This window comes from Salmonella sp. SAL04213 (assembly GCF_046550535.1).
GTDB classification, from domain to species: Bacteria; Pseudomonadota; Gammaproteobacteria; order Enterobacterales; family Enterobacteriaceae; genus Salmonella; species Salmonella enterica.
Genome location: NZ_JBGDXS010000009.1, coordinates 50,910 through 74,913, shown reverse-complemented (window position 1 = coordinate 74,913; position 24,004 = coordinate 50,910). Strand labels below are relative to the sequence as shown.

19 protein-coding genes and 6 pseudogenes are annotated in these 24,004 nt (G+C 48.4%); 8 read left to right on the top strand and 17 right to left on the bottom strand.

Features of this window, described 5'->3' with window-relative positions:
- Positions 1-71 precede the first annotated feature (71 nt).
- The 4 genes from fadE (at position 72) to pagN (ending at position 5,159) form a co-directional block, all read left to right on the top strand.
- Positions 72-2,516 carry an acyl-CoA dehydrogenase FadE gene (gene fadE / locus ACLJPQ_RS18980; protein WP_000973041.1) on the top strand — a complete coding sequence of 815 codons (2,445 nt, stop codon included), beginning with the start codon at positions 72-74 and terminating at the stop codon, positions 2,514-2,516.
- Between the two features lie 108 nt (positions 2,517-2,624).
- Positions 2,625-3,392: an amidohydrolase gene (locus ACLJPQ_RS18975; protein ID WP_000015789.1), complete on the top strand. Its 768-nt coding sequence runs from the start codon at positions 2,625-2,627 to the stop codon at positions 3,390-3,392.
- Positions 3,393-3,701: 309 nt separating this feature from the next.
- Positions 3,702-4,109, top strand: a complete 408-nt coding sequence (locus ACLJPQ_RS18970; RefSeq protein ID WP_000788200.1) for a Spy/CpxP family protein refolding chaperone — start codon at positions 3,702-3,704, stop codon at positions 4,107-4,109.
- A gap of 330 nt (positions 4,110-4,439) precedes the next feature.
- The gene (pagN, locus tag ACLJPQ_RS18965; protein WP_079954830.1) at positions 4,440-5,159 is read left to right on the top strand and encodes an adhesin/invasin protein PagN; all 720 of its coding nucleotides are present in this window, start codon (positions 4,440-4,442) and stop codon (positions 5,157-5,159) included.
- A gap of 3 nt (positions 5,160-5,162) precedes the next feature.
- Here pagN and ACLJPQ_RS18960 read toward each other — a convergent pair whose 3' ends face one another.
- A complete protein-coding gene (locus tag ACLJPQ_RS18960) occupies positions 5,163-5,351 on the bottom strand; it encodes a hypothetical protein (protein ID WP_031603244.1) in 189 nt (62 codons plus the stop codon).
- A 56-nt stretch (positions 5,352-5,407) separates the two neighbouring features.
- Here ACLJPQ_RS18960 and ACLJPQ_RS18955 point away from each other — a divergent pair.
- Positions 5,408-5,520 (top strand): annotated as a pseudogene (locus tag ACLJPQ_RS18955) (hypothetical protein); the annotation flags it as partial.
- Positions 5,521-6,122: 602 nt separating this feature from the next.
- On the opposite strand, the gene tioA reads toward ACLJPQ_RS18955, so the two are convergent.
- From tioA to tcfA, 6 genes are all read right to left on the bottom strand, one after another.
- Positions 6,123-6,740: a protein TioA gene (gene tioA / locus ACLJPQ_RS18950; RefSeq protein WP_023138325.1), complete on the bottom strand. Its 618-nt coding sequence runs from the start codon at positions 6,738-6,740 to the stop codon at positions 6,123-6,125.
- A 139-nt stretch (positions 6,741-6,879) separates the two neighbouring features.
- Positions 6,880-7,335: an Lrp/AsnC family transcriptional regulator TinR gene (gene tinR / locus ACLJPQ_RS18945; protein ID WP_000141547.1), complete on the bottom strand. Its 456-nt coding sequence runs from the start codon at positions 7,333-7,335 to the stop codon at positions 6,880-6,882.
- Between the two features lie 132 nt (positions 7,336-7,467).
- The gene (locus ACLJPQ_RS18940; RefSeq protein WP_023138326.1) at positions 7,468-8,574 is read right to left on the bottom strand and encodes a CfaE/CblD family pilus tip adhesin; all 1,107 of its coding nucleotides are present in this window, start codon (positions 8,572-8,574) and stop codon (positions 7,468-7,470) included.
- 22 nt (positions 8,575-8,596) lie between these two features.
- A complete protein-coding gene (gene tcfC / locus ACLJPQ_RS18935) occupies positions 8,597-11,284 on the bottom strand; it encodes a fimbrial outer membrane usher protein TcfC (protein WP_023138327.1) in 2,688 nt (895 codons plus the stop codon).
- A 108-nt stretch (positions 11,285-11,392) separates the two neighbouring features.
- Entirely contained in the window at positions 11,393-11,968 is a 576-nt protein-coding gene (tcfB, locus tag ACLJPQ_RS18930; RefSeq protein ID WP_000287812.1) for a fimbrial protein TcfB, read from the bottom strand.
- Positions 11,969-12,018: 50 nt separating this feature from the next.
- Complete coding sequence (gene tcfA, locus ACLJPQ_RS18925; RefSeq protein ID WP_001009507.1) at positions 12,019-12,729, bottom strand: fimbrial chaperone TcfA; 711 nt, start codon at positions 12,727-12,729, stop codon at positions 12,019-12,021.
- A gap of 1,003 nt (positions 12,730-13,732) precedes the next feature.
- On the opposite strand from tcfA, the pseudogene ACLJPQ_RS18920 reads away from it, so the two are divergent.
- Positions 13,733-14,323 (top strand): annotated as a pseudogene (locus ACLJPQ_RS18920) (ATP-binding protein).
- A 64-nt stretch (positions 14,324-14,387) separates the two neighbouring features.
- Here ACLJPQ_RS18920 and ACLJPQ_RS18915 read toward each other — a convergent pair.
- Positions 14,388-14,549: pseudogene (locus ACLJPQ_RS18915) on the bottom strand (transposase); the annotation flags it as partial.
- 52 nt (positions 14,550-14,601) lie between these two features.
- Between ACLJPQ_RS18915 and ACLJPQ_RS18910 the strand changes: the two are divergent.
- Positions 14,602-14,916, top strand: a complete 315-nt coding sequence (locus ACLJPQ_RS18910; RefSeq protein WP_080184619.1) for a SymE family type I addiction module toxin — start codon at positions 14,602-14,604, stop codon at positions 14,914-14,916.
- A gap of 66 nt (positions 14,917-14,982) precedes the next feature.
- On the opposite strand, the gene ACLJPQ_RS18905 is transcribed toward ACLJPQ_RS18910, so the two are convergent.
- From ACLJPQ_RS18905 to ACLJPQ_RS18885, 5 genes and pseudogenes are all read right to left on the bottom strand, one after another.
- Complete coding sequence (locus ACLJPQ_RS18905; RefSeq protein ID WP_080184623.1) at positions 14,983-15,261, bottom strand: hypothetical protein; 279 nt, start codon at positions 15,259-15,261, stop codon at positions 14,983-14,985.
- Between the two features lie 130 nt (positions 15,262-15,391).
- A pseudogene (locus ACLJPQ_RS18900) lies at positions 15,392-15,548 on the bottom strand (RHS repeat-associated core domain-containing protein); the annotation flags it as partial.
- A gap of 29 nt (positions 15,549-15,577) precedes the next feature.
- Positions 15,578-16,045, bottom strand: coding sequence for a sugar tyrosine-protein kinase (locus ACLJPQ_RS18895; RefSeq protein ID WP_000828182.1), 468 nt, complete (start codon positions 16,043-16,045; stop codon positions 15,578-15,580).
- On the bottom strand, positions 16,042-16,413 hold the full coding sequence (locus ACLJPQ_RS18890) for a hypothetical protein (protein WP_161594455.1): 372 nt from the start codon (positions 16,411-16,413) through the stop codon (positions 16,042-16,044). Before ACLJPQ_RS18890 ends, ACLJPQ_RS18895 begins: the two co-directional genes overlap by 4 nt.
- A gap of 762 nt (positions 16,414-17,175) precedes the next feature.
- A pseudogene (locus ACLJPQ_RS18885) lies at positions 17,176-17,348 on the bottom strand (RHS repeat-associated core domain-containing protein); the annotation flags it as partial.
- Between the two features lie 136 nt (positions 17,349-17,484).
- On the opposite strand from ACLJPQ_RS18885, the gene ACLJPQ_RS18880 reads away from it, so the two are divergent.
- Positions 17,485-17,742, top strand: coding sequence for a SymE family type I addiction module toxin (locus tag ACLJPQ_RS18880; RefSeq protein ID WP_080184620.1), 258 nt, complete (start codon positions 17,485-17,487; stop codon positions 17,740-17,742).
- Positions 17,743-17,808: 66 nt separating this feature from the next.
- Here the strand turns inward: ACLJPQ_RS18880 and ACLJPQ_RS18875 are convergent, their stop codons facing one another.
- The 4 genes and pseudogenes from ACLJPQ_RS18875 to ACLJPQ_RS18860 all read right to left on the bottom strand — a co-directional run bounded on the left by ACLJPQ_RS18875 (position 17,809) and on the right by ACLJPQ_RS18860 (position 23,989).
- Positions 17,809-18,240 (bottom strand): hypothetical protein, encoded by a 432-nt coding sequence (locus tag ACLJPQ_RS18875; protein WP_170917822.1) that lies wholly within the window; start codon positions 18,238-18,240, stop codon positions 17,809-17,811.
- Between the two features lies 1 nt (position 18,241).
- Positions 18,242-18,730 (bottom strand): annotated as a pseudogene (locus tag ACLJPQ_RS18870) (RHS repeat-associated core domain-containing protein); the annotation flags it as partial.
- 62 nt (positions 18,731-18,792) lie between these two features.
- Positions 18,793-19,299, bottom strand: coding sequence for a hypothetical protein (locus ACLJPQ_RS18865; protein ID WP_000472591.1), 507 nt, complete (start codon positions 19,297-19,299; stop codon positions 18,793-18,795).
- Between the two features lies 1 nt (position 19,300).
- On the bottom strand, positions 19,301-23,989 hold the full coding sequence (locus tag ACLJPQ_RS18860) for an RHS repeat-associated core domain-containing protein (protein ID WP_170917823.1): 4,689 nt from the start codon (positions 23,987-23,989) through the stop codon (positions 19,301-19,303).
- Positions 23,990-24,004 lie beyond the last annotated feature (15 nt).

Genomic DNA, 24,004 nt, shown 5'->3' with positions numbered 1-24,004 from the left:
AAATTTTACATCCACTACAACCTAATCATCACAAGTGGTCAGACCTCCTACAAGCAAGGGAGCTTTTCGTTATGATGATTTTGAGTATTATCGCTACGGTTGTTCTGCTCGGCGCATTGTTCTATCACCGCGTGAGTTTATTTCTCAGCAGCCTGATTCTGCTCGCCTGGACCGCCGCACTTGGCGTCGCTGGCCTGTGGTCCATCTGGCTGTTGGTTCCTCTGGCCATTATCCTCGTGCCGTTTAACCTCACACCGATGCGAAAATCAATGATTTCCGCACCGGTGTTCCGCGGCTTCCGTAAGGTCATGCCGCCGATGTCGCGCACCGAGAAAGAAGCGATTGATGCCGGTACAACCTGGTGGGAAGGCGATCTGTTCCAGGGCAAGCCTGACTGGAAAAAACTGCACAACTATCCGCAACCGCAACTCACTGCCGAAGAGCAAGCGTTTCTCGACGGCCCGGTAGAAGAAGCGTGCCGGATGGCGAACGATTTCCAGATTACCCATGAACTGGCGGATCTGCCGCCGGAACTGTGGGCTTATCTGAAAGAGCATCGTTTTTTTGCGATGATCATTAAAAAAGAGTACGGCGGGCTGGAGTTCTCCGCTTATGCGCAGTCCCGTGTACTGCAAAAACTGTCCGGCGTCTCCGGGATTCTGGCTATCACCGTCGGCGTTCCAAACTCACTCGGCCCTGGCGAGTTGTTGCAGCACTATGGTACGGAAGAGCAGAAGAATCACTATCTGCCGCGACTGGCGCGCGGCCAGGAGATCCCCTGCTTTGCACTGACCAGCCCGGAAGCAGGTTCTGATGCAGGCGCCATTCCGGATACCGGCGTGGTTTGTATGGGCGAATGGCAGGGCCAGCAGGTGCTGGGTATGCGCCTGACCTGGAACAAGCGTTACATTACGCTGGCGCCGATAGCTACCGTGTTGGGTCTGGCGTTTAAGCTTTCCGATCCGGATAGATTGTTAGGCGGAGAAGAAGAGCTGGGTATTACCTGCGCCCTGATCCCCACCTCAACGCCGGGTGTGGAAATTGGTCGTCGTCACTTCCCGCTTAACGTTCCGTTCCAGAATGGCCCAACCCGCGGTAACGATATTTTCGTGCCTATTGATTATATTATCGGCGGCCCCAAAATGGCCGGACAGGGCTGGCGTATGCTGGTGGAATGTTTGTCGGTAGGACGCGGTATTACCCTGCCGTCCAACTCCACTGGCGGGGTGAAATCCGTCGCGCTGGCAACCGGCGCCTATGCTCACATTCGTCGTCAGTTCAAAATTTCTATCGGCAAGATGGAAGGTATTGAAGAACCGCTGGCGCGTATTGCAGGTAACGCTTATGTGATGGATGCCGCCGCATCGTTAATCACCTACGGCATTATGCTGGGCGAAAAACCGGCGGTACTGTCGGCTATCGTGAAGTACCACTGCACCCACCGCGGCCAGCAGTCCATTATCGACGCGATGGATATCACTGGGGGTAAAGGCATTATGCTGGGCGAGAGCAACTTCCTGGCGCGTGCTTACCAGGGCGCGCCTATCGCGATTACCGTGGAAGGCGCGAATATCCTGACCCGTAGCATGATGATCTTTGGTCAGGGTGCCATTCGCTGCCATCCTTATGTACTGGAAGAGATGGCCGCAGCGCAGAATAATGATGTCAATGCCTTTGATAAGCTGTTGTTTAAACATATCGGCCATGTCGGCAGCAATACCGTCCGCAGTTTCTGGCTTGGCCTGACCCGCGGATTAACGAGCCATACGCCAACCGGCGACGCCACGAAGCGTTATTACCAGCATCTGAACCGACTGAGCGCAAACCTGGCGCTGCTGTCTGACGTGTCAATGGCGGTACTGGGCGGCAGCCTGAAACGCCGCGAGCGTATCTCCGCGCGTCTGGGCGATGTGTTGAGTCAGCTTTATCTGGCCTCAGCCGTACTGAAGCGTTACGACGACGAAGGTCGCCACGAAGCCGACCTGCCGCTGGTGCACTGGGGCGTACAGGATGCGCTGTATCGTGCTGAACAAGCGATGGACGATCTGCTGCAGAACTTCCCGAACCGCGTCGTGGCCGGATTGCTCACCGCGATGATCTTCCCGACTGGCCGTCATTATCTGGCGCCGTCTGATAAGCTGGATCACGCCGTGGCGAAGATCCTGCAGGTGCCGAACGCCACACGTTCACGCATTGGGCGCGGTCAGTATCTGACGCCCGCCGAACATAATCCGGTCGGTTTACTGGAAGAAGCGCTGCGTGATGTCATCGCTGCCGACCCTATCCACCAGCGCATCTGCAAAGAACTGGGTAAAAATCTGCCGTTTACTCGTCTGGATGAACTGGCGCGCAATGCGCTGGCGAAAGGGCTTATAGATAAAGATGAAGCCGCCATCCTGGCGAAAGCGGAAGAGAGCCGCCTGCGCAGTATCAACGTTGATGATTTTGAACCTGAAGCGCTGGCGACCAAACCGGTAAAGCTGCCGGAGAAAGTGCGTAAAGTCGAAGCCGCATAATCAGTCTCGCGTCTTTCCTGCCCCGCTTTCGCGGGGCTTTTTCTTGCCGCTTTTTTATTATTGCTCATGCTACAGTGTAAAGACGCTGTTCAATGAGGAGCTCCGATCGTGTCTGGTTTGAAAATTACTCTGTTGCAACAACCTTTAGTCTGGATGGACGGCCCGGCAAACCTGCGTCATTTTGACAGACAGCTAGAGCTCGTATCTGGCCGGGATGTGATTGTTCTGCCTGAAATGTTTACCACCGGCTTTGCGATGGAGGCCGCTAATAACTCACTTTCGCAAGATAGCGTGATTACGTGGATGCAGGCCAAAGCCCGACAAACTGACGCTCTGATTGCCGGCAGCGCGGCGCTACAAACTGAGCGCGGCGCCGTAAATCGCTTCTTACTGGTTGAACCGGAAGGCAAGGTTCATCTCTATGATAAGCGCCATCTGTTTCGTATGGCGGATGAACATCAACATTATGCCGCAGGCGATAAACGCATCATCGTGCAGTGGCGCGGTTGGCGCATTCTGCCGCTGATCTGTTACGATCTGCGCTTTCCGATATGGTCGCGCAACCGCAATGATTACGATCTGGCGCTGTATGTAGCGAACTGGCCCGCGCCGCGCTCGCTACACTGGCAAACATTACTGACGGCGCGCGCTATTGAAAATCAGGCTTATGTCGCAGGCTGCAACCGGGTTGGCACCGATGGCAACGGGTTACATTATCGCGGCGATAGCCGGATCATTAATCCCCAAGGCGACATTATCGCCACCGCCGAACCACACCAGGCGACACGTATCGATGCCGATCTTTCTCTCGTCGCCTTGCAGGATTATCGCGAAAAATTTCCAGCCTGGCGCGATGCCGATCCATTCACCTTGTAAGCAACCTGCCGCTCACCGCGGCGGGATTGTTTCACTCCGTAACTCTCCGTAAAACAAATTCGCGTGGCGTAATGTGGCAGGCAACGTATTCTGACTAAGAGCCTATCCCATTAGGGCTATTTTACTTGCCATTTTGGACCTGGGCAGTGCTCAAAATCCTCACGTACTACGTGTACGCTCCGGTTTTTGCGCGCTGTCCGTGTCCAAACTGGCTGCGCCAATAACGCCTACTGGGATAGGCTCTAAGATAATTGCTCGCCATTCGTGGGTAATAAAAACGGTTAATCACTCCCTTATCAGGATATCTTCATGAAAAACTTTGTACGCACAACTTTACTGGCAGCGACTCTGGCGGGCGTTTCTTTTGGCGCTTTCGCCACCGCTGTCCCCAATCCTCCCCTGCCCGCCCAGGATCCTATTGTCCAGCATCTGAAGCTGACAAACGATCAGATTACCCGGATCAAAAAACTTCACCAACAACTGGAAACCGACGTCAGTCAGATTTCTATGAAGGGAATTAAAGACGGTGCGCTGATAGAGGTGATTAAATCCGGTAAATGGGATGACGCCGCCGTAAAACAGCAGCTTGCAGCCTTCAGTAACATAGAACAACAGGCTCGCTATTATCGGGTTAAATATTATTTTGATTTAAGCAAAGTCTTAACACCAGAACAGCGTCAACAGGTACAACAAGATCTCGCCCAGGCACTTGAGTAAATATTTTTGCCCGTTATTCCGGGATAACGGGCTTTATCCAGGTCGGGTACAAATTCATCTTCATCTTTTTCTTACAGCATCGCTCTATCTAACACTACCCGTTACATAACGTAGAAGTGAAACCGTACGTGGGGCAATTTGGCGAGGAGATGGATTTCCATACCGACGATTATCGTATTGTTATTTAAAATCTTCATCTCATTTTTTACCCGCTTACAGAAAACCCAGCGTTACAATAGACCGTTTTTTGGGCTTCGTTTATGTAATCGTTATATCACACCCTATACCGTGAAACTTGTCTTTTAGCCCAATATTAAGGCAGGTTCTGAAATGAAAAACTTTTTCGCAGTCTGCATCATTCCCCTTGTGGTAGCCTGGTCCGCTACTGCATCAGCAAAAGAAGGGATCTATATCACCGGGAAAGCGGGGACATCCGTAGTAAATGTCTATGGAATCAACTCAACCTTCAGCCAGGATGAGATAGTCAATGGTCATGCAACGTTACCTGATCGTACCAAAGGCGTTTTTGGCGGCGGGGTTGCTATCGGTTATGACTTTTATGATCCATTCCAGCTTCCAGTACGTTTAGAACTGGATACCACTTTCAGAGGTGAGACGGATGCTAAAGGCGGGCAGGATATTATTGCATTTGGTCAGCCAGTACACATAAATGTAAAAAATCAGGTCCGAATGACCACTTACATGGTTAATAGCTATTATGATTTTCACAATAGTACGGCATTTACACCCTATATCAGCGCAGGCGTTGGCCTCGCTCATGTGAAGCTAAGTAATAACACCATTCCTGTTGGTTTTGGTATTAATGAAACTCTGTCTGCTTCAAAAAATAACTTTGCCTGGGGCGCAGGTATCGGTGCAAAATATGCTGTAACAGATAATATTATGATTGACGCCAGTTATAAATACATTAATGCAGGCAAAGTAAGCATTTCAAAAAATCACTATGCTGGTGATGAACATACCGCTTATGATGCAGACACAAAGGCTGCCTCCAATGACTTCATGCTCGGCATTACTTACGCCTTTTAAACACTATCGGTAAAATAGCTGGTTCTGTGGGTTCCCGAAGGCGCAATGGAGGATATCAGTAATGAATACTCCTGCGCCTTCAGAAAATCGTTGAACAGGTGCAACCTGGCGCCATTTTTCAGTACACTGCAACGTTTCTGGTATGGGCTTAACTTCCGGCTGCCCAAAAACAGCCCCGTCCTGTTGTATGATCTCTAAATGTGAATGGCACGATTATGCGAGATACTTACAAGTGTCTGGTATGAAGATATACTGCGAACGCCGATGTAAACGGCGCGCGTAACATTTTAGAGCGGGACACGCCGTGCTTGCCTGTGGAAGGAGCGTGCAGTCAGGCCGCCCGTTGAAGCAGGAACCCACGCCCTTCAGGACGTGGAGGATGTCAATGCACAAGAATTGGGGAATCTTTAGCAGAATTTATTATCTCTACAGTAGCATCTCTCTTGTTCCCGTCATAAATAACCCAATGCCTCCAGAGCTGAAGCCGCCTTCAGCATGAGCACTGGCTGCAAATAACACCAAATAAAATAATAATATAACAACTACCGAGACAAAAAACACCTCTCTAAAGTATTTAGAATTCATACAGTCAGCTCATTTAAATTTAACGTCACATGCAACCATGCATGCGTAAAACAAGAACCACACTCATATTAATAATGATTAGTAATGTGAGCGTGCGTATAAAGAGATACAGATGTATATTCCTTAATATAACGGAACATCATCAATGCAAATAGTAACCATCGATATATTAAACTAAAATAATACATCTAGTGCATATATAAACCATTCGTATGGTGGCTGTAATAAAATTGTTGATAAACGGTCATCCCCTAAACTTCCAGCCTCCCCACCACACGAACAATGATGTTCTTTATATTTAATCGTAATAAAAAAACAAAACAATAATTAAACAAAAAATAAATAAGATATTTTTGATTCAAATTTTCACTCCTTCTGTTATATACACCAAGTTTCATTTTTTTTATGATCCCGAAAGAAAAAACCGTCATATGACGATGGCCATTGCATTCCATACATGTAATCAACTTCGTTCTGGTACACGGCCCTCTGTTCTACATCATTTATATCCCCGACAAGAATCTTTTGGAACTTATGATAATGATAAACACTACTAATAAAATTAGGATCACGAGGCACTACGCAAGCCTGAAAAAAGAACCCAAGGTTTTTAATTTCACTGGAATAAGAATGTTTACCACAAAAATCAAACCAAACTTCCATACCATAATCTCTGCGACTCCTGATGTACTCGCTCAGAAATTTGTGGTTGTTATTAAAGTCAACAGAAACAGCAAATAACCCGACGCTATTTAATTTACTGATCCTTTCCATATGTATGAGCACAAATTCCCAGGGGATCCTGAGTATATATTTATTTAACCCATATTTATGGTTGAATAAATTAAATGACTTTTGTAACTCTTCAAAAAACATCAATGACTCAATTATGTTGTTTTCGCCTTCTTTCCAGAAGGGTTCAACGAAATAAATATCAGTAACATCATCTGTTTTAATGCGGTTTTTTGTTACATGCACGGGGTGATATTTAACCATGTGATATTCCGCTGTGTTATTCTGTGCCGCTTAATTTCACCACTGCTGATTAAAATCCTTGTTCAACAGCCGCAATCTGCCGTTGTTGTTCCGTAAGAAGGATAATAATGTATTAAATCAGTAAGTACACATCACACTTTCACACTGGTAGTTCGTTTGTTTCCTTTATTTGCTCAAGAACAAAGCTCGATGCAGATCCACTAATTGAAGAATTAGTTAATATTATTTTCTCATAAAAACTATAGTAATCGTTCATATCTGTAAATACTGTATGCATTAAATAATTAAATGATCCAGAAATTCGATAAAAGGCAATAACCTCAGGCATTGACTTTATTTTCTCAGAAATACTAGCGTATTGCTCCTCAGATATGTTAATCATAATAAAGACATTAAGTGAAAGACCTAGTTTTTCTTTATCCAATAAAGCGAACTGACCAATGATAACCCCCCTGTCTTTAAGTTTTTTTAAACGTTTGAAACATGGTGTGGGCGTAAGTCCCACTTTATATGCAAGTTGCCATAAAGTTTGCGCACAATCTTTTTGGATTTCTTTCAATAATTCTTTATCTTTATCATCTAAATACTCAGTCATAGGAAAGCAGAACCTCACGCATTGATTTTCATAAGTGAATAGATTCTCTTTATTAAATAAAACAAGTATATAAAGAGAACTCTGATTTAAAAAACCATATAAGAAAGATATCAATAAAATAAATAATTACTGTCAGGGGGTTTGTGTTCCCATCAGCATTGTCACTGTCAGCGTTCCCTGATATTCACCAGAACGCTTCTCCCTGATGTTAAAGGGTTGTGTTGTCAGGGTAAGGGGCACTGGCACACAACGTACCGCCTGCCGTTGCCCGGGAAGTACCACCGGACGCGTTGCTGCTTTATCCACGTTATCCAGACTGAACTCCACGCCACGGGTGACAGGAATACTTCGTCCCCCATAATTCATACTGACCGCATAATCAATCGTATCAGCAGAATCACTCTTTATAACCTGAAATCCCGTACCTGACTTATTGCTTCCTTCTATCTTCATCTGTAATGAACGGGCTTTCACACCTCCGTCATACAGACACATATCCAGATTAGCCCTGCCCGACATTTGTGAGGCATTCAGCCGGTGAAGATTCAGGTCAACACGAGGGGTTGCAGTACCAAACTGCGGAAAGTAAATAGCCGCATTTTCTGCAAAGTGGTCTGTTACATTCAGCGTGATATCCGACACTAAACTACCGATTGGAATATTCCACCATCGCAAAGATCGCATCTGCAGATGCGCAGTCCAGATGCCGGTAGTCGGGATTTTTTTCAACTCCTCACGCAGAATCCATGTTTTTATAATGACGTGATCCGCCATCTCGCTGTAGGTCACCGATCCTGCAAATCCCTCATCATGATTAGCAAACCTACCTGCCACGGTCAGGGTAATCGTCTCACCACTACCCTGCCGCGTAAACCGTAATGGCACGTTTTGGAAAGGTTGAGCACACACACCGTCTGGAACCCTTGTCCGGCATTTTCCGAAAACATCATCGTTTTCAGACAGGCACATTAATGAAAAGTACCCTAGACCGAAATCCCTTCGGACTACCTTAATAGACCATATATCCTGTTGTTCAGGGAGTGCATTCAGGTCTATATTCCCAGAGACTGGCAGGTTCCATGAATAGTCGCTCTCCCTTTCAGCCTGAGCTGAAACAGGTAACCACAGTACCAGAAGATGAATTGCAACCATCCTTGCAGAGCGAACGTATTTTCGGATGAAATTAATAATTGCTGACCAATGGGCTGTCATACTCGTCCACTTCATTTTATTACTCATAGTTAACGCCTTTATCTCTACGTCAGGCTTCCTGAACGGAATGGCGCAGCAGACCAGCAACGTTCAGTAAACGGATGACCCGCGGCGATATTTGCAACGCCTGTGGCAGGGCATCCACGTCACTTAATTCACACCGCACATCACCCACTACCTGCATAACATCCCGACGTTTATGTACTGACATCGGACAACGCAGGATCCTGTTTTTTGACAGCAGCCACAGGCTGGATTCTTTATGCTCGCTCTGCAGGCTAAATCGCCCGGAAGGTCCCAACGACAAAAATGGATAGTTCAGTGGCTGTGCGTCCAGCAGCGGTCTGCCATCCTTGTCCAGTACGCGGCCAACGTACAGTCGGCTCATACTGGCGCTGATGTTGTGAACCAGCAGATGCCCGGGTGTCAGGAAGTAACGCCTGCTTCCCCCTCCCGCTTTTACGCCTGCCATACCCTGTGAACTACCCCCTGCATCCTCAATGGTCACCTCCGTGGCGTTATAGCCTTCCATCAGCAACAGCGACTGCTGACCAAAACCGAGACTGAACGGCTGGCTGCTGCCACGAACGCTGACTACTTTCCCGCTACTGCCCTCGTCCCCCTCTGACTCCACGTTCACCGCCATGCCAGAGGCCGGTTCACCGTCCTGACCACCTCCCCAGAACAGTCCATTACGGGATAACGCCAGAGACGAGCTGTAGCCAGCGGTGAGTGAACTGGCGCTGCCCGCATTACGTTGATGGGAGTTACTGATAGTGGCGCTCAGTTCACCCATACGGCCGCTCATGCGTCCGCCGAGACTCCCGCTCCAGCTGTCGTCGTTATAACCGGAGAAACCCACCGACAGTTCACGATACAGATCCTGCTGCCAGGATCTCACATGGTTCACATTCCAGGACGTCTGTGTTTTTTGATTCCGGCTACTGTGAATATCGGTCCCGGCTGAGGTATACCCATTACTGCCAGTCATTGTCGGTGGTTGAGAGGCATATGACACACTGACACTCATAAACAAGCCATCATCATTCACTCCGTCATTTCGGGTTCGCCATACTCCCCCATGGGTATTAATATTCATGCCAGCCATATTAAGGCTGTACGTTGCACTAGCCTGAGCAGATTCGCGGTGAGAGGCAGGGATGTATGCCTGTCGCCAGAACACATTTTCTTTGTCACTGTTATCATCATATCCCCGGTAAACCGGCCGACCTTCTGTCCTGCTGGTACTGTATCCCAGTAGGGCATACCAGTTCCCCACCGGAACCGACAGGGAGGCGTTCATCGAAGTCTGGCAGGTCATACTGGCATGCACTGACTGTGGATGACGACCACTACAGGCATCACTTTCCGTATGGTTACGCCACAGACTCGCGGAAAATCCGTCGTTGTATGTCACCTGCTCAGTGTTACCGCTCGTGCTGTCTGTCCCATGCAGTATCCCGGCAGAAAGGTCCAGCGTGCCATCCAGCACTGCATGCTGTGAATTCAGTCGGGTTTCACTGTACCAGGCCTCATGTGCCAGAGAGATACCTTCGGTCAGACTGATATTTTTCCGCAGCCCAGTTCGGAATCCGGCAGCCATGACAGTCTCACCGTCATAATGGCTGGCTTTATCCCCGGTATCTTCCAGCCCGCCCTGAATAAACCACTGGGTCTGTGCACTGAAGCTATTGCCCCCCTTACTGAAGGGCTGGGTCTCCGTTCGCCGCAGAATCCCATCCTCATACACCCGCAACGCCAGAGGATAGCTTCCCGGTGGAAGAGAGTGAGTATCCAGGGTATGCATTCCCGGGGTCAGGAACTGACTCCCCAGCAACTCGCTGCCACGATAAATATCAATACGGGCATTTCGGGTAACCTGAACCATAACCGGAGTGGCATTCTGGTCCACCTCATGGTTAACATAAGCTTGGGTGGTCCCGGTTCGTAATCCATCAAACCGGCTCAGGGGAAGCAGACTGAACCCAAAATCCCCCCCCGTGGCGCTGGACAGATTCCGCTGATCCATCCGACCAGCCTGGAGATAATACTGATTGCCGAGATCCTGACGGACAAACAGATTGTCAAACCAGGCCTGACTGTTATTGTAATGTTCTGACTGATTCCAGATAGCCGCCCAGTTGCCTCCCAGATAACGACCATCACCAAGCCCCAGGGCACCGCTACCATTCAGTGTCATATTACGACTGTGGAGATCATCACTCAGATACAGCGTCTGGCGGTGAATAAATGCGCTGACACCCTCCGGGGTCGGAGTCAGCCAGCGTTTATCACGTCGTTCTTCATCCGGCAACCAGTCCCGGTTAAGAAACAAAGATAACTGAGCGTTGTTCTCATCAAAAATAACCGCAACATCCTCTTTATCTGTTGCCACGTAACCACACTCGCTGCTGTCTTTTGCTTCTGAGACACCACAGACCAGATTGCTGTTACGTAGCAACGGACGGCTGAGTGCAGCCAGCGCTTTTTGCCGTTCTGCGGCCGGCAACGCGGCAAGCCCACTGCTTTCAAGTACCATCAATGGGGACATGAACTGCACGGTGTCCGGTTTAACCACCACCGGAAATAATCCCAGTGAATGCCCTGGTAGCAACACTTCAATTTGCTCAGTCTGTCCTTCCAGCAGAGATTCAAATCCAGGAGGGGGAATAAGAGTTGCCTGGCTGGTAAAACTGCACAACCCCAGTAAATAATACATCCAGAAATAACGACTCACGTAAAGAGACCTGAATTGCAATGAATAATAAGATCAATACCGGATCCGGTTCAGGTACGAACGGTGACACCCCAAAACCGGATCAGATGAAGAGCTAATAACCGGTTATTAGCCGGCAGTGACAGCCTGTGAAATCACCAGACTGACCAATCCGCTGTATTCACCGGCAGGCAGGTTTTGTAAGGCTGCTCCAGCCTTCTGACCAATATCCAGGTTCAGCGGAGCTGAAGCATCGCCAGTTTTTCCGTCCGGGAACAGGGTTTTAGCTTCCAGTACAGAATTGGTGGTGGTCAGTGACCGTCCTCCCAGAGTCACTTCCATATCAATGGTTTTGGTGGGATCCAGGACGTTGATAAGTTGTGGAGCATTCAACAGTTTTACATTAACCGACTTGGTCTGATCGTTGCTGTAAAGGCGGGTCTGGAGTGATTTATGGACCAGGCCCTTACCCGGCATGAAATCCAGCTTCATAGTCGACGGGAGGGATGAACCATCGGCCTGCAGCAGTTCAAGTGTGCTGTCAATATTGGCAGTGACGGTAATATCCTTCTGAACCGCAGAAACAGAAAAAGAATAAACGGTGGCCAATGCCACAGCTGCGGCAATAAAAGATGTTTTCATGTTCATAAAAAATAACCTTGCTTTGTTGTTTATTACAGTGATATATGTACACTCGGTATACATCCGCTCCCCCTGAGAATAAATGTAGGGTATAGCGTACGCTCCGTGTGTTTTTACTTTCCGGCTGCTGTTAAATCAGCAGAGATTACCGGTGAATTTGCACCCGTACGATATTCCACACGAAATGCATTACTTTTTATTCCGGCCGGAATATCAGCACTCCCGCCGGGATAAATACTTTTGTCTATATTCTGCCAGTGGCATGTGGTGTCGCAGTTGCCGGCCCGAATAAGAGAAAGCCGGGTATTTCCCGTATTCAGCAGGTGGTGACCGTTCGTTACCAGCGCAGGCCTGGGGTCTGACGGAGAAACACGCAGCAACACCCCCCAGACAAGATTCACACTTACGGATGAATTTTGCTTTCCGCCTGCCTGTGGATCATCTTCCAGTTCAGGAACAGCCTCGAAGTATACCCGCCAGGCTTCCTCTCTTTCCGGTGCCTGAGTACTGATAACACGTATTGTTTTTTTTGTTCCCGGGGAAAGGGCAAATTTCTCCGGGGAGACAACAAGTCCTGTCTCTATATCATTCCCTGCTGGTACCTCCTTCTCCTGTGGCATACCAGGGTGTTCAATACGCATGATTCTTGTTCGAATATATTGCACATGATCTGATTTAGAATAGACGAACAGCGAGGTGGCCTCTTCGCGGCTACTATTAATTTCTGCCGCCATGGGATAAACGAGCATATTCGCCCTGGCATGACCACATGCAAACATAGCGACACAGAGAAACACCCCGGGAAGAGTATCTTTAAAATTCATACCAGATTTTACCGTATAAAAGTCATCTAAATTTTAGTATTAGCATAGACAGAAAGTTATCAGCATAAAGAAGCAAATTACGATTCAGTGTTAATACATTTTGTGTGGAGGGCATCATACGGAATAAAATTTTTCGCTCAATACCTCTGTTTTTTTCAGGAAAGGAAAAATTAGTAAATAAAAGTCCACGGATTTCATTCACCAAAAGCGAACGACAGATCTGTAAGAATCGCTGAACAATTAATAACGCCGCAGTAAAAATTTTGGAAATTCTTTATAAGAAAGTTGTTACTGTGTACCTGACTTACTCAGATAAATGGAACTGTATTTTCACCCCCTTCAAAGCAACAAATACGTAACATAACAACGTAGGAGACAGAGAATCTAAAGAAAGCCCTCCAGGAGGGAGATACAATTCAGACTACAAAACCAAATAAACCTTAAACAAAGCCACAAATAGACTGATCATTATGAGGTTTTACAAAACCAGGTAAAAAAAAGTAAGCAAGGTAATTAATTTAGAAAACTAAAGTTACAGTTAGATCAGATTTACTTGCTCAATATCTGTTAAAAATATGATATCAGCAAACAAAAACTAATATACATCATATGGTTATGCTTGATGTTTACACCTCTCCAGCAAAGTGTAATCAATATAATACACTGTTTTTAGCCGAAATATTGGTTAAATACTCCATAAACAACAATAGAAAACAGAATAATTCACCATGAAAATATAATTCACCTTTTAAAACATAATGTTATAAAAAAACACCATTCAAATTGATGCCAGTCCCTTACCTGTCAATGTTGTTTACGGTTCCTTTCCCCCTTTTGTGCGAGTAAGCAACATGAATATACAAGTCTTAACGACCAATGCCTCTGTCAGCCCAAAAATAAGTCGACATTCCTGTGCATGGCGCTACAGCAGGAATAGAACGGCAGACATCAGCGCGGAATGGAATCCCGGCTGAAACAGGCTCGTCTGCCATGAGTCAAAACGCTGGAGCAGTTCGACTTCAGCTTCCAGCCAGGCATCGATCGTAAGGTCGTCCGGGAGTTGGCCGGTCTGGCGTTCGTGGAGCGCTGCGAGAATGTGATCCTGCTGGGGCCCCCGGAGTGGAGAAAACCCACCTGGCCGCTGCCCCCGGTGTGAAAGCGGCAGATGTGGGCCATCGGGTGTTGTTCATGCCGCAGGACAGGCTGGTAGACGCTGATGAAAGCGAAGCTGGAAAACCGCCTGGAGCGCCAGCTACAACAACTGAGCTATGCGCGAGGGCTGATCCTGGACGAAATAGGTTACCTACCAATGACCAGTGAGGAAGCCAGTCTGTTCTTCCGACTGCTGAACCGACGGTATGAAAAAGCGAGCATTATCCTGACGTCAAACAAAGGCTTCGCAGACTGGGGAGAGATGTTCGGTGATAACGTGCTGGCAACAGCGATCCTGGATCGGCTGCTGCATCACTCAACCACACTGAATATCAAAGGAGAAAGTTACCAACTGAAGGAAAAACGCAAAGTCGGGGCGCTGACCAAAAGCGCAACGCCAATCAGTGAAGATGAAATGGCGGAAAGCGGACAGCAGAAGTGATCAAACAGCGGACATTAAAAATAGCGAAAAACGACCATAAATCCTGGCGTTGACATCCTCAAGATTTAATATCAGAAGCTTCCATGCCGCCGTATCCAGACTTCCAGTTGTCCCTGGTGGCTTCAGAAATACCGGCCTCCCGGTAGACATCTTTAACAATCCGTCCGGATTCAACTGATCTAATCACAGCGATGATCTGGTGCGCAGTAATACGGGCTTTACGCACAGCGATCTCCTGCGTTGGCAGATTGATTATGCCGGATGATCTCTAAATGTGAATGGCTCGATTATGCGGGATACTTACATACTCACGCGTTGAGAGACTTTCAGTTCGTTTGTACGGTGAATGGATGCCGCAGGCGGGGTTTATTAACGGGATGCCCGTCAAGGTGCGGGTAATGAGGGATTGCATCGTGATCACGCCGCAGCATACCCGCGGACTCTTTGGCTGTATTGAAGGGATGGGTGTAACCCGCATTAATAAACGGAATGCAGAACAGTGGTTAAAAAAATTTCTGGGGGCGCTGAACGATACCGGGGATATTCCGGTGATTAAACGTAAAAGAACGGAACAGGAGTTAATGAGTAATTGATAATAAAAAGCCGGGAAAAGATAACCCCTCCGGCTTTTACACATTATTCATCCGGTTCCAGATGTTTTATTTCAATCCTTTTGGTTTTATTTCTGGATGTTTTTCATATAATGGATTCATTATTTTAATAAGCATTTCACCCATGATAAAACCAACCGTTTCTCGATATACATTAAATTCATCCTCATCACAACGGGACTGAACAACAGCAACAGATTCATCAAGTTCCTTACCGAATCTCAACATTAACTCACTAATTAATATAGCTGTATCCTTATCGTTAACCATACTTATTCCTGTAGTAAAAACATCAACAGCCTTGATTTTATTTGCATTCGTTAACACAATTCCAGCAAGCAAATCCGTTACTTTTTGTAGGTAAAGGCATAAATGAGCATTCACTAACGCAATTATTTTCAACCATTTTTCATCTTAATAACTTGCCAGAATCACCTCTATCAGCACCACAAGTAATAAGGCCAAGAGGATCACTATCTGTAATAGGATTCAGCGGAGAATGATATCGGTTCCATCCCCCTTTCAGCCCTATTGGATCTGCGTAATATACCTTCCCAGTCCCGGATTATAGAACGGTGCTAGTTATAATACAGCCCCAATTCTTCATCGCATTGGGATAGGCTCTAACTGGAGTTATCACACGTTAATGTAATTTAATTACCTCCCCATGTTTCCCCGCATCATCCGTAAACATTGCTTGCAAGCATATTTTTTGTCCATCATTTTTAATATAGTTAAATTCTTCAATTAAAGAATAGTTAATATAGTCCACTCTATAATATAACTCCACGGATTTTGAATTAATGACATTACTATATTGAAGTTTTCGCCCTTTAAATTCACCGAGTATTTTCATTTTAGTTCCCATAACTGTTAAAAAATCTTTTCTCGCAGTGGCATTTTTGAAAGAGTCACATGACAAATCATATATCTCAGCATACTCCCCTTTATTATAAAGAGAAAAAAGCTTATCAACTTCTTCTTTCGCAACTTCTCGAATAGCGCTATCATTTTTAATATTCTCTCTACCTAACCATGTAAAAAATAGAATAACGAACAACACAATCAACACCATAAATAGTAACGATAGAAAAAATCTATTTCTTTTCACTTGAATTCACCTGATAACCAATCATATTCCTTATCCATCAGATCGAAAATCTCCGATAGACACCTCGAATGCCGGGAGCATGTGAGTTCCCCCCAGTCTCCAAATCCGGGTCCCATACTCACACCTTTTGTATATTTATAACTATCATTTTTATTACGAGCATCTGTATAAGCCACTCCCGCAAGAAGTGCCCCATAAGAATCCCCTCCAGACTCTGATATTCCTGGTGATAAATCAGCATCAGGGGCTGATAGTGTGAATAACAAACCAGCAGAAGTACCTGTACCGCTATGATCACACAATGAATAATACGCACAAACCTCTCTTTCCTTTGGGGGTGTGTACTCCAGCTCCAATTGTCCCGCCATCTGCTCCGGCGTCAGCCTCCCGTAACAGTCATACCGGTACAGTTACTACATATCTTCCGTGATGCGGTTATCCGCCTATAATGATTTCCCGGCTTTTATTCAACGAAGGATTAATAATTTCATGTACAGTCTCTGATATTCTTTACTCAGAGTTATCAGCCTATCCCCCAAAATAAATCACATATTATCTTGATTATTTTTTTAAGATTATCTCTAAACATCCCTCTTTTCGATAAAGTGGCATATAATACCCATATTATCGCGATTATACTTCCAATAATAAAGATCAACATGGATATTTTATTAATCATATTCATCAAACATCAATGTCCCTATCTTTTTGATGAAATTCATTGGAGAATCCATCATGTTATGGAGTTTCTCTTTACACACATCGCTAATTGATGGCTTACCTGGGCGTCAAACTGTTCGCTATAAGGGAATACATCTAATAAATTTCTCCAGCACCTATCCTTGTCGGTTTCATTAAGTGATTCTGATAATCATAAATTTGCCCTGTTATATGAAGCAGTTGCTAATTTGATATTCCCCCCATGCCAGAGAGACATTGCCCACTGGAGACGATATAATAAATCCATCAGCAGCAATACCTATCCCGAGTTTGGTTACCCCACTTGTGTGCAATCTTGCAGAATTAGCCGTATTTAAACTAGCCGTTAACATTTTTGCCGGATTAAATGGAAGATTATCCAGACTATTATTAGTCTCATCTATCATGCGACTACATAATTCACATGTAAACAATCCCAGCGGATCTGTATCTGTGACGGGATTCAACGGATAGTGGTAAGGATTTAATCCCCCTTTCAGCCCTGTCGGGCCTGACTGACGAACCTGCCACACTCCGGTGCATAATATCTGAACAGATTTTAATGCAGGCCCGTTTCATCGTCAAAATACGGCCCCGGTAGCCGGTTGCTCATCACCGCCCGGTACTGGCCGGGGAGAGGGAGGCGCGGTGCCAGGATGTCGCGCCCATACTCGCTCACCCTGAGCTCCACAATCAGCCAGCATCCGGCGGAGAATTAAGAATTTATTTAGTCAGCAAATATGAATGCCTCCGGCGTCAGCGTCCGCCACATCAACAGCGAAACCAGCATGACCACCTGTTACTCACAAATCCCCAGCCAGCACCTTAAGGGTGACTGGCAGGAAGAAGCGGGATTTGAGACCGGGCGCAGCGTGACCGTGAAGATTTCGGACGGGTGTATTGTGCTAATGGCGGACGGTAACGAGGTGCAGAAGCTGTGCGAACAGCTTTATCAGGCTGAACAGGTAGTTAAGGGGATGTGGGACGTGATTGTTTAGTGGACTGACCGGGGATTAAATAAACAAAAAGCCGGAAAGATTTAATTTTCTTTCCGGCTTTTTAACTTATGATTCTTGTATTTCAGAAAATATCTTTTCAATTTCCTTTACATATTTATTAGGGCCGGGAATCCGAATTTTTTTTACATACTCAAGCAAATCACTCGGTCTTTTCGATAATAAATAATATTCAATCAGATGACCAATAGGAAAATTTATCTTAGGTGCTAGATTGACAATATTATCCTTGCCGCCATCTGGCTCAGTATATTTTACTTGTTTTTTCAATATATAATGCATTGTTTTAAATCTGTAATTTTCAATTAGCCATTTTATATCACATAAGGTCAATGATGCATAATTTAAAGAATCTAGTTCTATTTTTAGAATAATATCTTGCACTATTGAGGCGCGATCAATTTTAACTGGCATTTTCTTATCTAAATCATCAAGATAACTCAAATAAAAATCTGATCGCATAAATTCAGTTAGTTTCATTTTAAAATCCCTTATAGTTTCCAATACTTTGTAATATTTCAAGTAACTCACTACCCAGATATCTATAGGGATCCTTAGCGGCATGTTCCCAGGGCGTAACTTTCTCAAGATTATATGGAATATCCACATGCTTACCATCACGTTGAGGCCAATGACGATGGTTCAACTCCAATGACACATTTCTTACCCTTTCTGTTCGAGTTTTAAAGTGAAACTCTCTAACTCTTATTTTTGGAGCCAATCCTAAACGCATTCTTAACATATTTACTGGTGAATACATGCCCTTTGGCGCAGCTTTAGCTTCTGCTTTCCAGTAATCACGTCTGGCTGAATCCCAGCATTTAAGACCTAACGGATCGATCCAGCTTAACGGATTCGGTGCATACGCATATAAGTTTATTCCGCCCTTCAGCGAGATTGGATCATGCTGAGTAAACCTCCCGCAATCCGGATCATAGTACCTGAACAGGTTATAATGCAGTCCCGTTTCACGCTATGAAAACACATGTAGTGTGATGATACGTGTCACCACTCAATTGTTTTTTAATAAAGTCACATATTGTCTTTCTGTTTCAAAAATTCATTATAAAAAGATAATTTTTTATCTAAAAATAAAAAGCTATACCCAACTAATTTTAGATCATTACTAATGACAGATAATAATCTCACCCATTCACAGATATATTTATCCTTATTTATAAGCAATACACTCTTGCTTGAATTTAAATTAAAAATTTCATCTGTGTTTATGGAAATCCATTTTGAAGTAATTATAACATTCTTTTTATATATTTTAAAATTCAATATCACCGAAAAAGACTCACATAAAAAACTGCATTCAAAGTCAAACCCGGAGATGATACTATCAAGCATTTTAATAATATCATCAATGATATCACTCAGGCTATTAAGTGTTAGCGGGATATAAATGCCATTCCAGTTTATAGAAAAATATCCGGATGATATGGGATATGTGGAAAATATAGCTTCCGACAAACTAGTATCCTCTTCATCCATAAGTCCTTTTTCGTAAGTATCATCAACTTCTATTTTGAACATATCATTTGCCCTTTTCAAAAATGGGTCCTGCCGTCGTTGAGTCAATTGGAAAACCGTGAAAAGTCCCATCGCCATTATTTCTGACTCTAATTTTATCCGGTTTAATAGGGACTCCATTGCCTCCGGGAATATAAACTTCACTCTTACTATTTGGATTTATAGGAAAATCTTTCATCTCCCCCGGTTTTAGTGTGGCAGCTTGTTCTCCAGCATATTTCAGATCATCCTTACTTCTCCAAACTCCATGAGGTTTGTTTTCTTTATCCGCAATTGCTTGAGCTGCATTAGGATGTAACTTCATCCCATGTCTTTTCCCTCTTGAGTACCCATTCTCGGCTTTTAAACAAGTGGTACTTAATCCAAGAGGATCGATCCAAGAGAGAGGATTAGGCGCATACTGATAGAGATTTATCCCGCCCCGGATCGAAATAGGGTCGCCCGATATAAACTTCCCGATATCCGGATCATAAAATCTGTACAAATTGTAATGCAGCCCCGTTTCCCTGTCCAGATACTGCCCCTGGAAACGCAGGTTCTGCTGTACGGGCCGGGTTTCTTTTTCATGCGTCAGGTTCCCCCATACCTGATAGCCCGCTTCCCAGACAATATTGCCCCTGCCGTCCGTCATCTCCTCCGGCGCGCCGTTTACGTCCGTGTGGTAATACAGCACCTCATCCGCTTCGCCCGGTGCCGCCCTGTCCACCCGCGCCAGCGGCTCGTGGCTCCCCTGGTCGCTGTAGATATACAGGCTGCTGCTTCTTCCCAGCCTGCACTCCTGTGCCAGCCGCATTCCGTCCCATAAAAACGTCGTCCGGTTATACGGCTTTCCTTCCGCGTCCAGCTCGTGCTTCTCCACCCGCCTGCCCGGCGCGTCGTACACGTACCCGTAACGCCGTACGGTGTCCCCCCGGGTGACCGCCACTTCCGTCAGCCGGTGCTCCGCGTCCCAGCGGTAGTGCTGCGTGCCGTTGCGGCCCCGCTTTTCAACCACCCGGCCATATTCATCGTAACGGTAATGCAGCCCGCGATATGACGTTATCCGGTTGAACGGCACCACGCTGCCTGCCCCCGCCTGCGCGGTCTCTCCCTGCCGCCTGTCCAGCAGGTTCGCCGCCGCGTCATACTGCCAGCTGTCCAGGTATGCCTCATTCCGGCACGCCGTGATGCGCCCCGTCGTGTCGTAAAAATAATCCGTCACTCCCTGCCGGCTGTGCCGCTTTTTCAGCAACTCGTCCTGGCCACTATACGCATATTCCCGGTCAATAAACGTCTCCGGCACCACACCGCGCATTCCTTTACAGGTCAGTTTCCGCGTTAACCGGCCCGTCCGGTCGTACATCCGCCGCGTGTCCAGCCGCCCCTGGCTCCGCTGCACCTCACGGTGCAGGTGGTCGCGCGTGAACTCGCTGATGACATCACGCCCCAGGTTGATTTGCTGGAGATGGCCGCTCCCGTAGTACAGGTACCGCAGCGTCCGCCCGTCCGGCATCTGCGTTTCTGTGCGGTTGCCCTGAACATCGTACCGGTGCTGCAGCACGCCCTGCGCCGTCTCCTCGCTCAGCAGGTTACCCGCACTGTCGTAGCTGAACCGGATAACTTCCGGCTCTCCGCCTTCCGCCGCATCATGCTGCCTGCGGCGGATTTCCAGCAGACGGTCCGCCGCGTCGTACCGGTATTTCGTGCGCGTCTCCGGCGTGATTTTCGCCGTCAGCCTCCCCGCCGCATCACGCTCCAGACCGTGGCGGATTTCGCCCCCGCGCTCCCCGCCGTATATCACTGCCGTCACCGCATTCAGCGCGTTATACCCGTATACCCGGCGGCTGCCGCCGGGGTCCGTCTGTTCCGTCACCCGGTCCAGAACATCGTACCGGAACCGGTAGCTTTCCCCGTTCTCGTTCGTGAGCGTGGTCAGCCGCCCGTAAGCGTCGTACTCATACGCCGTTCTGCGACCCGTCGCATCCGTCTGCCTGCGCACCCGCCCCTGGCCGTCCCGCTGCCAGCGTGTTATCTGCCCTGCCGGGCTGGTGTATTTCACCAGCCGTCCCGCCGCATCCGGCTGGTAACGCTCCGTACGCCCGTCCGCGAACATGACCTCCGTCAGATGTCCGTTGCCGTCATAGCTGTAACGCGTACTGTTACTCTCCGCGTCCGTCACCCTTTCCAGCCGCGTGCGTTCATCATAAAACCATGCCGTCTGCGAGCCAGAACAGTCCGTGTGGCGCATAAGCTGCCCGTCTTCGTTCCACTGCAGGTATTTATCTCCGCCCCGCGCGTCGGTTATCCGCACCACCTGGCCGTGCCGGTCATACCCGTATACCGTGCGCTGGTGCAGCGGGTCGATGACCGCCTGCAGGTTGCCCCGCTCATCATACTCATAACGCCACGCCGCCCCCGCGGCATCCACCTCCGTTTCCGGCTGGTGCCACACCGGATGCCACTGCGTCTGCTCAACCCGGCCCAGCGGGTCATGCGTCTCCGTCAGGTGGCCGAGACGGTCATAGACATAACGCCATTTGCCGCCCTGCGCGTCCGTCATCCCCAGCAGTAACCGCTCTTCATCGCTCCAGCGGAAAGTGGTCATCTGCCCGGCCTCGTCCCGGTACGCCGTCACCAGGCCCTGCGCATCCCACCAGTGGCAGCGCGTACGCCCCAGGCTATCCGTCACGCACAGCGAGCGTTCTGCCAGATTCCAGTCCAGACGGTACTGCTCGCCGCTGTCCGTATGATGGCCCGTCACCCGCCACGCCGCATCGTCCGGGCCTTCAAACCACGCCCAGGTGTAGTAATACCGTTCGCCGCCCGGCTCCCGGTGCATCGTCATGCAGTCGTTGTCGTCGTACGCAAACTCGCGCTGATACTGACCTGCGTTGTCCACCACCCCGTTCAGCCGCCCCGCCTCATCGTAGCGGTAACGCCGCAGCAGCTCCGGCTCCCCTTCCGGGTGATGGCGGAAGATGCGCGTCACGCGCTGCGGGTGCGCTGCCAGCTCATAGTGCAGCCGGATGCAGGGGCGCTGCCGATCGCCGCTGATTTCCACCAGACGCCCGTGGTTGTCGTAGGTCAGGTGCTGGCAGTTACTGTTGCGGTCGCCCAGCATTTTCAGCCGCCGACGCTGTGGGCTGAACGGGTCCGCTTCAAACAGCCTGTACACGCCGTCATCACTGCTGATAAGCCAGTGGCCCTGTTCGCTGCGCCGTACCGCCAGCCCCTCGCCGGGGCTGTAAAAACCGCTCCCCGGCTCCACCGCCTGCAGGTCAATTCGCCGTCCCATCGGGGCCACATACGTCATGCAGTTTTCATCCGGGTTGTCCGGCGTACGCTCCAGGCACACTTCATACAGCACGCTCCAGCCCCGCCCGAACATCCCCTCCGTCCGTTCATCACGGCTGCTGTAGGTCCGCTGCCACTCCAGCGGGAAGTGGCCGGGCAGACTGAAATCAACGTCATCATCGCCTGCCAGGTACTTGGCTCCGGTGGCGGCGTTTACCGGGCGGTTCAGCGCACTCCCCGCCTTCTGAACCATCATGTTAATGCCCAATCCCATCATAAAGCAGGCACTTTTAGCTGACGCCCGTCCGGGCTGCATGAACGTCAGCGCAATGGTGGTCACCAGGGTTATTTGTGACTTACCGCTTTTGATATCCCGTACCACCAGAAGCGGCCCGCCGATACGTACATCACCGGATACATGTACGCCGTTCTCAGGCTCATCCACCACTTTTGCCTCGCAGGTACAGCGTACCCCGCTGCGCGCCGCAGGCTGGCTGTTGATACGCACATCCCGCGTCCCTTCGGCGATATATTCTGCTGCGGGCGGCTCATCGTCGCCTTTGAACAGGTTCGACACGCTGCCGATAAGCGCGCTTGCCGCCTGAAAACCGGTTTCCAGCACATCGAAAGTGTTCATCGCCCCCAGTACCGTCCCCACCGGGTCATCCGTCAGCGCCTGCAGTTTCTGCGCCATAAACTGGGTGAATGAAGAGGGATGTTTGTGGCAGTCGATTTTATCATCCTGTTTCGGGTCAGACCCCGGATATGCCGTTGCCACCGTGGGCTGCCACATCTCTGAAATAAAGTGGCCCGTGTCGGAAAGCATATCGCCCGCCTCTGCCAGAGCATCATTTCCCAGCGAGGCCCATCCTTCCGCTGATCCCATCCGGCTCACCACGGAAACGACGCCCTTAGCCATATTCTCTGCCCGGCCTTTTACTGCATCCAGATATTCCCCGGCCACATCCCACATTGATTTGGCGTCCTGCCTGCGTTTTTCTTCTTCTGCCTCTGCCTGCGCCTGCGCATCCAGGGTTTCTACATCATGGCGTGATAATGCCGTTGCCGCCGCCCGCGCCGCCCGTTTGCTGTTAATCCGGGTGTCGCCTGAGCCGGTCAGGATATATCCCTCAATTTTCGGCGGAAAAAGGCTGTTGGCTATGTCTTCACAGGCTTTACTGATTTTCTCCCCGGCGCCACTCAGCAACATCGTCGCGCCGACCACGGTCCCCACAAGTAATACGGCGCTGCATCCCAGCGTTGCCACCGTAGCCCCCGTCGCCAGCGCCACAACAGCCAGTGCCGCAAAATCAATAACCGCATTGATGGCGAATTCCAGCGCACTGCCCACCAGATCTGCCAGAAAGGACGTATGCAGCAGCGCGTCGCCTTCCCTTGCCGCCCAGAATGCTTCTCCCATACCACACTCCCTGTG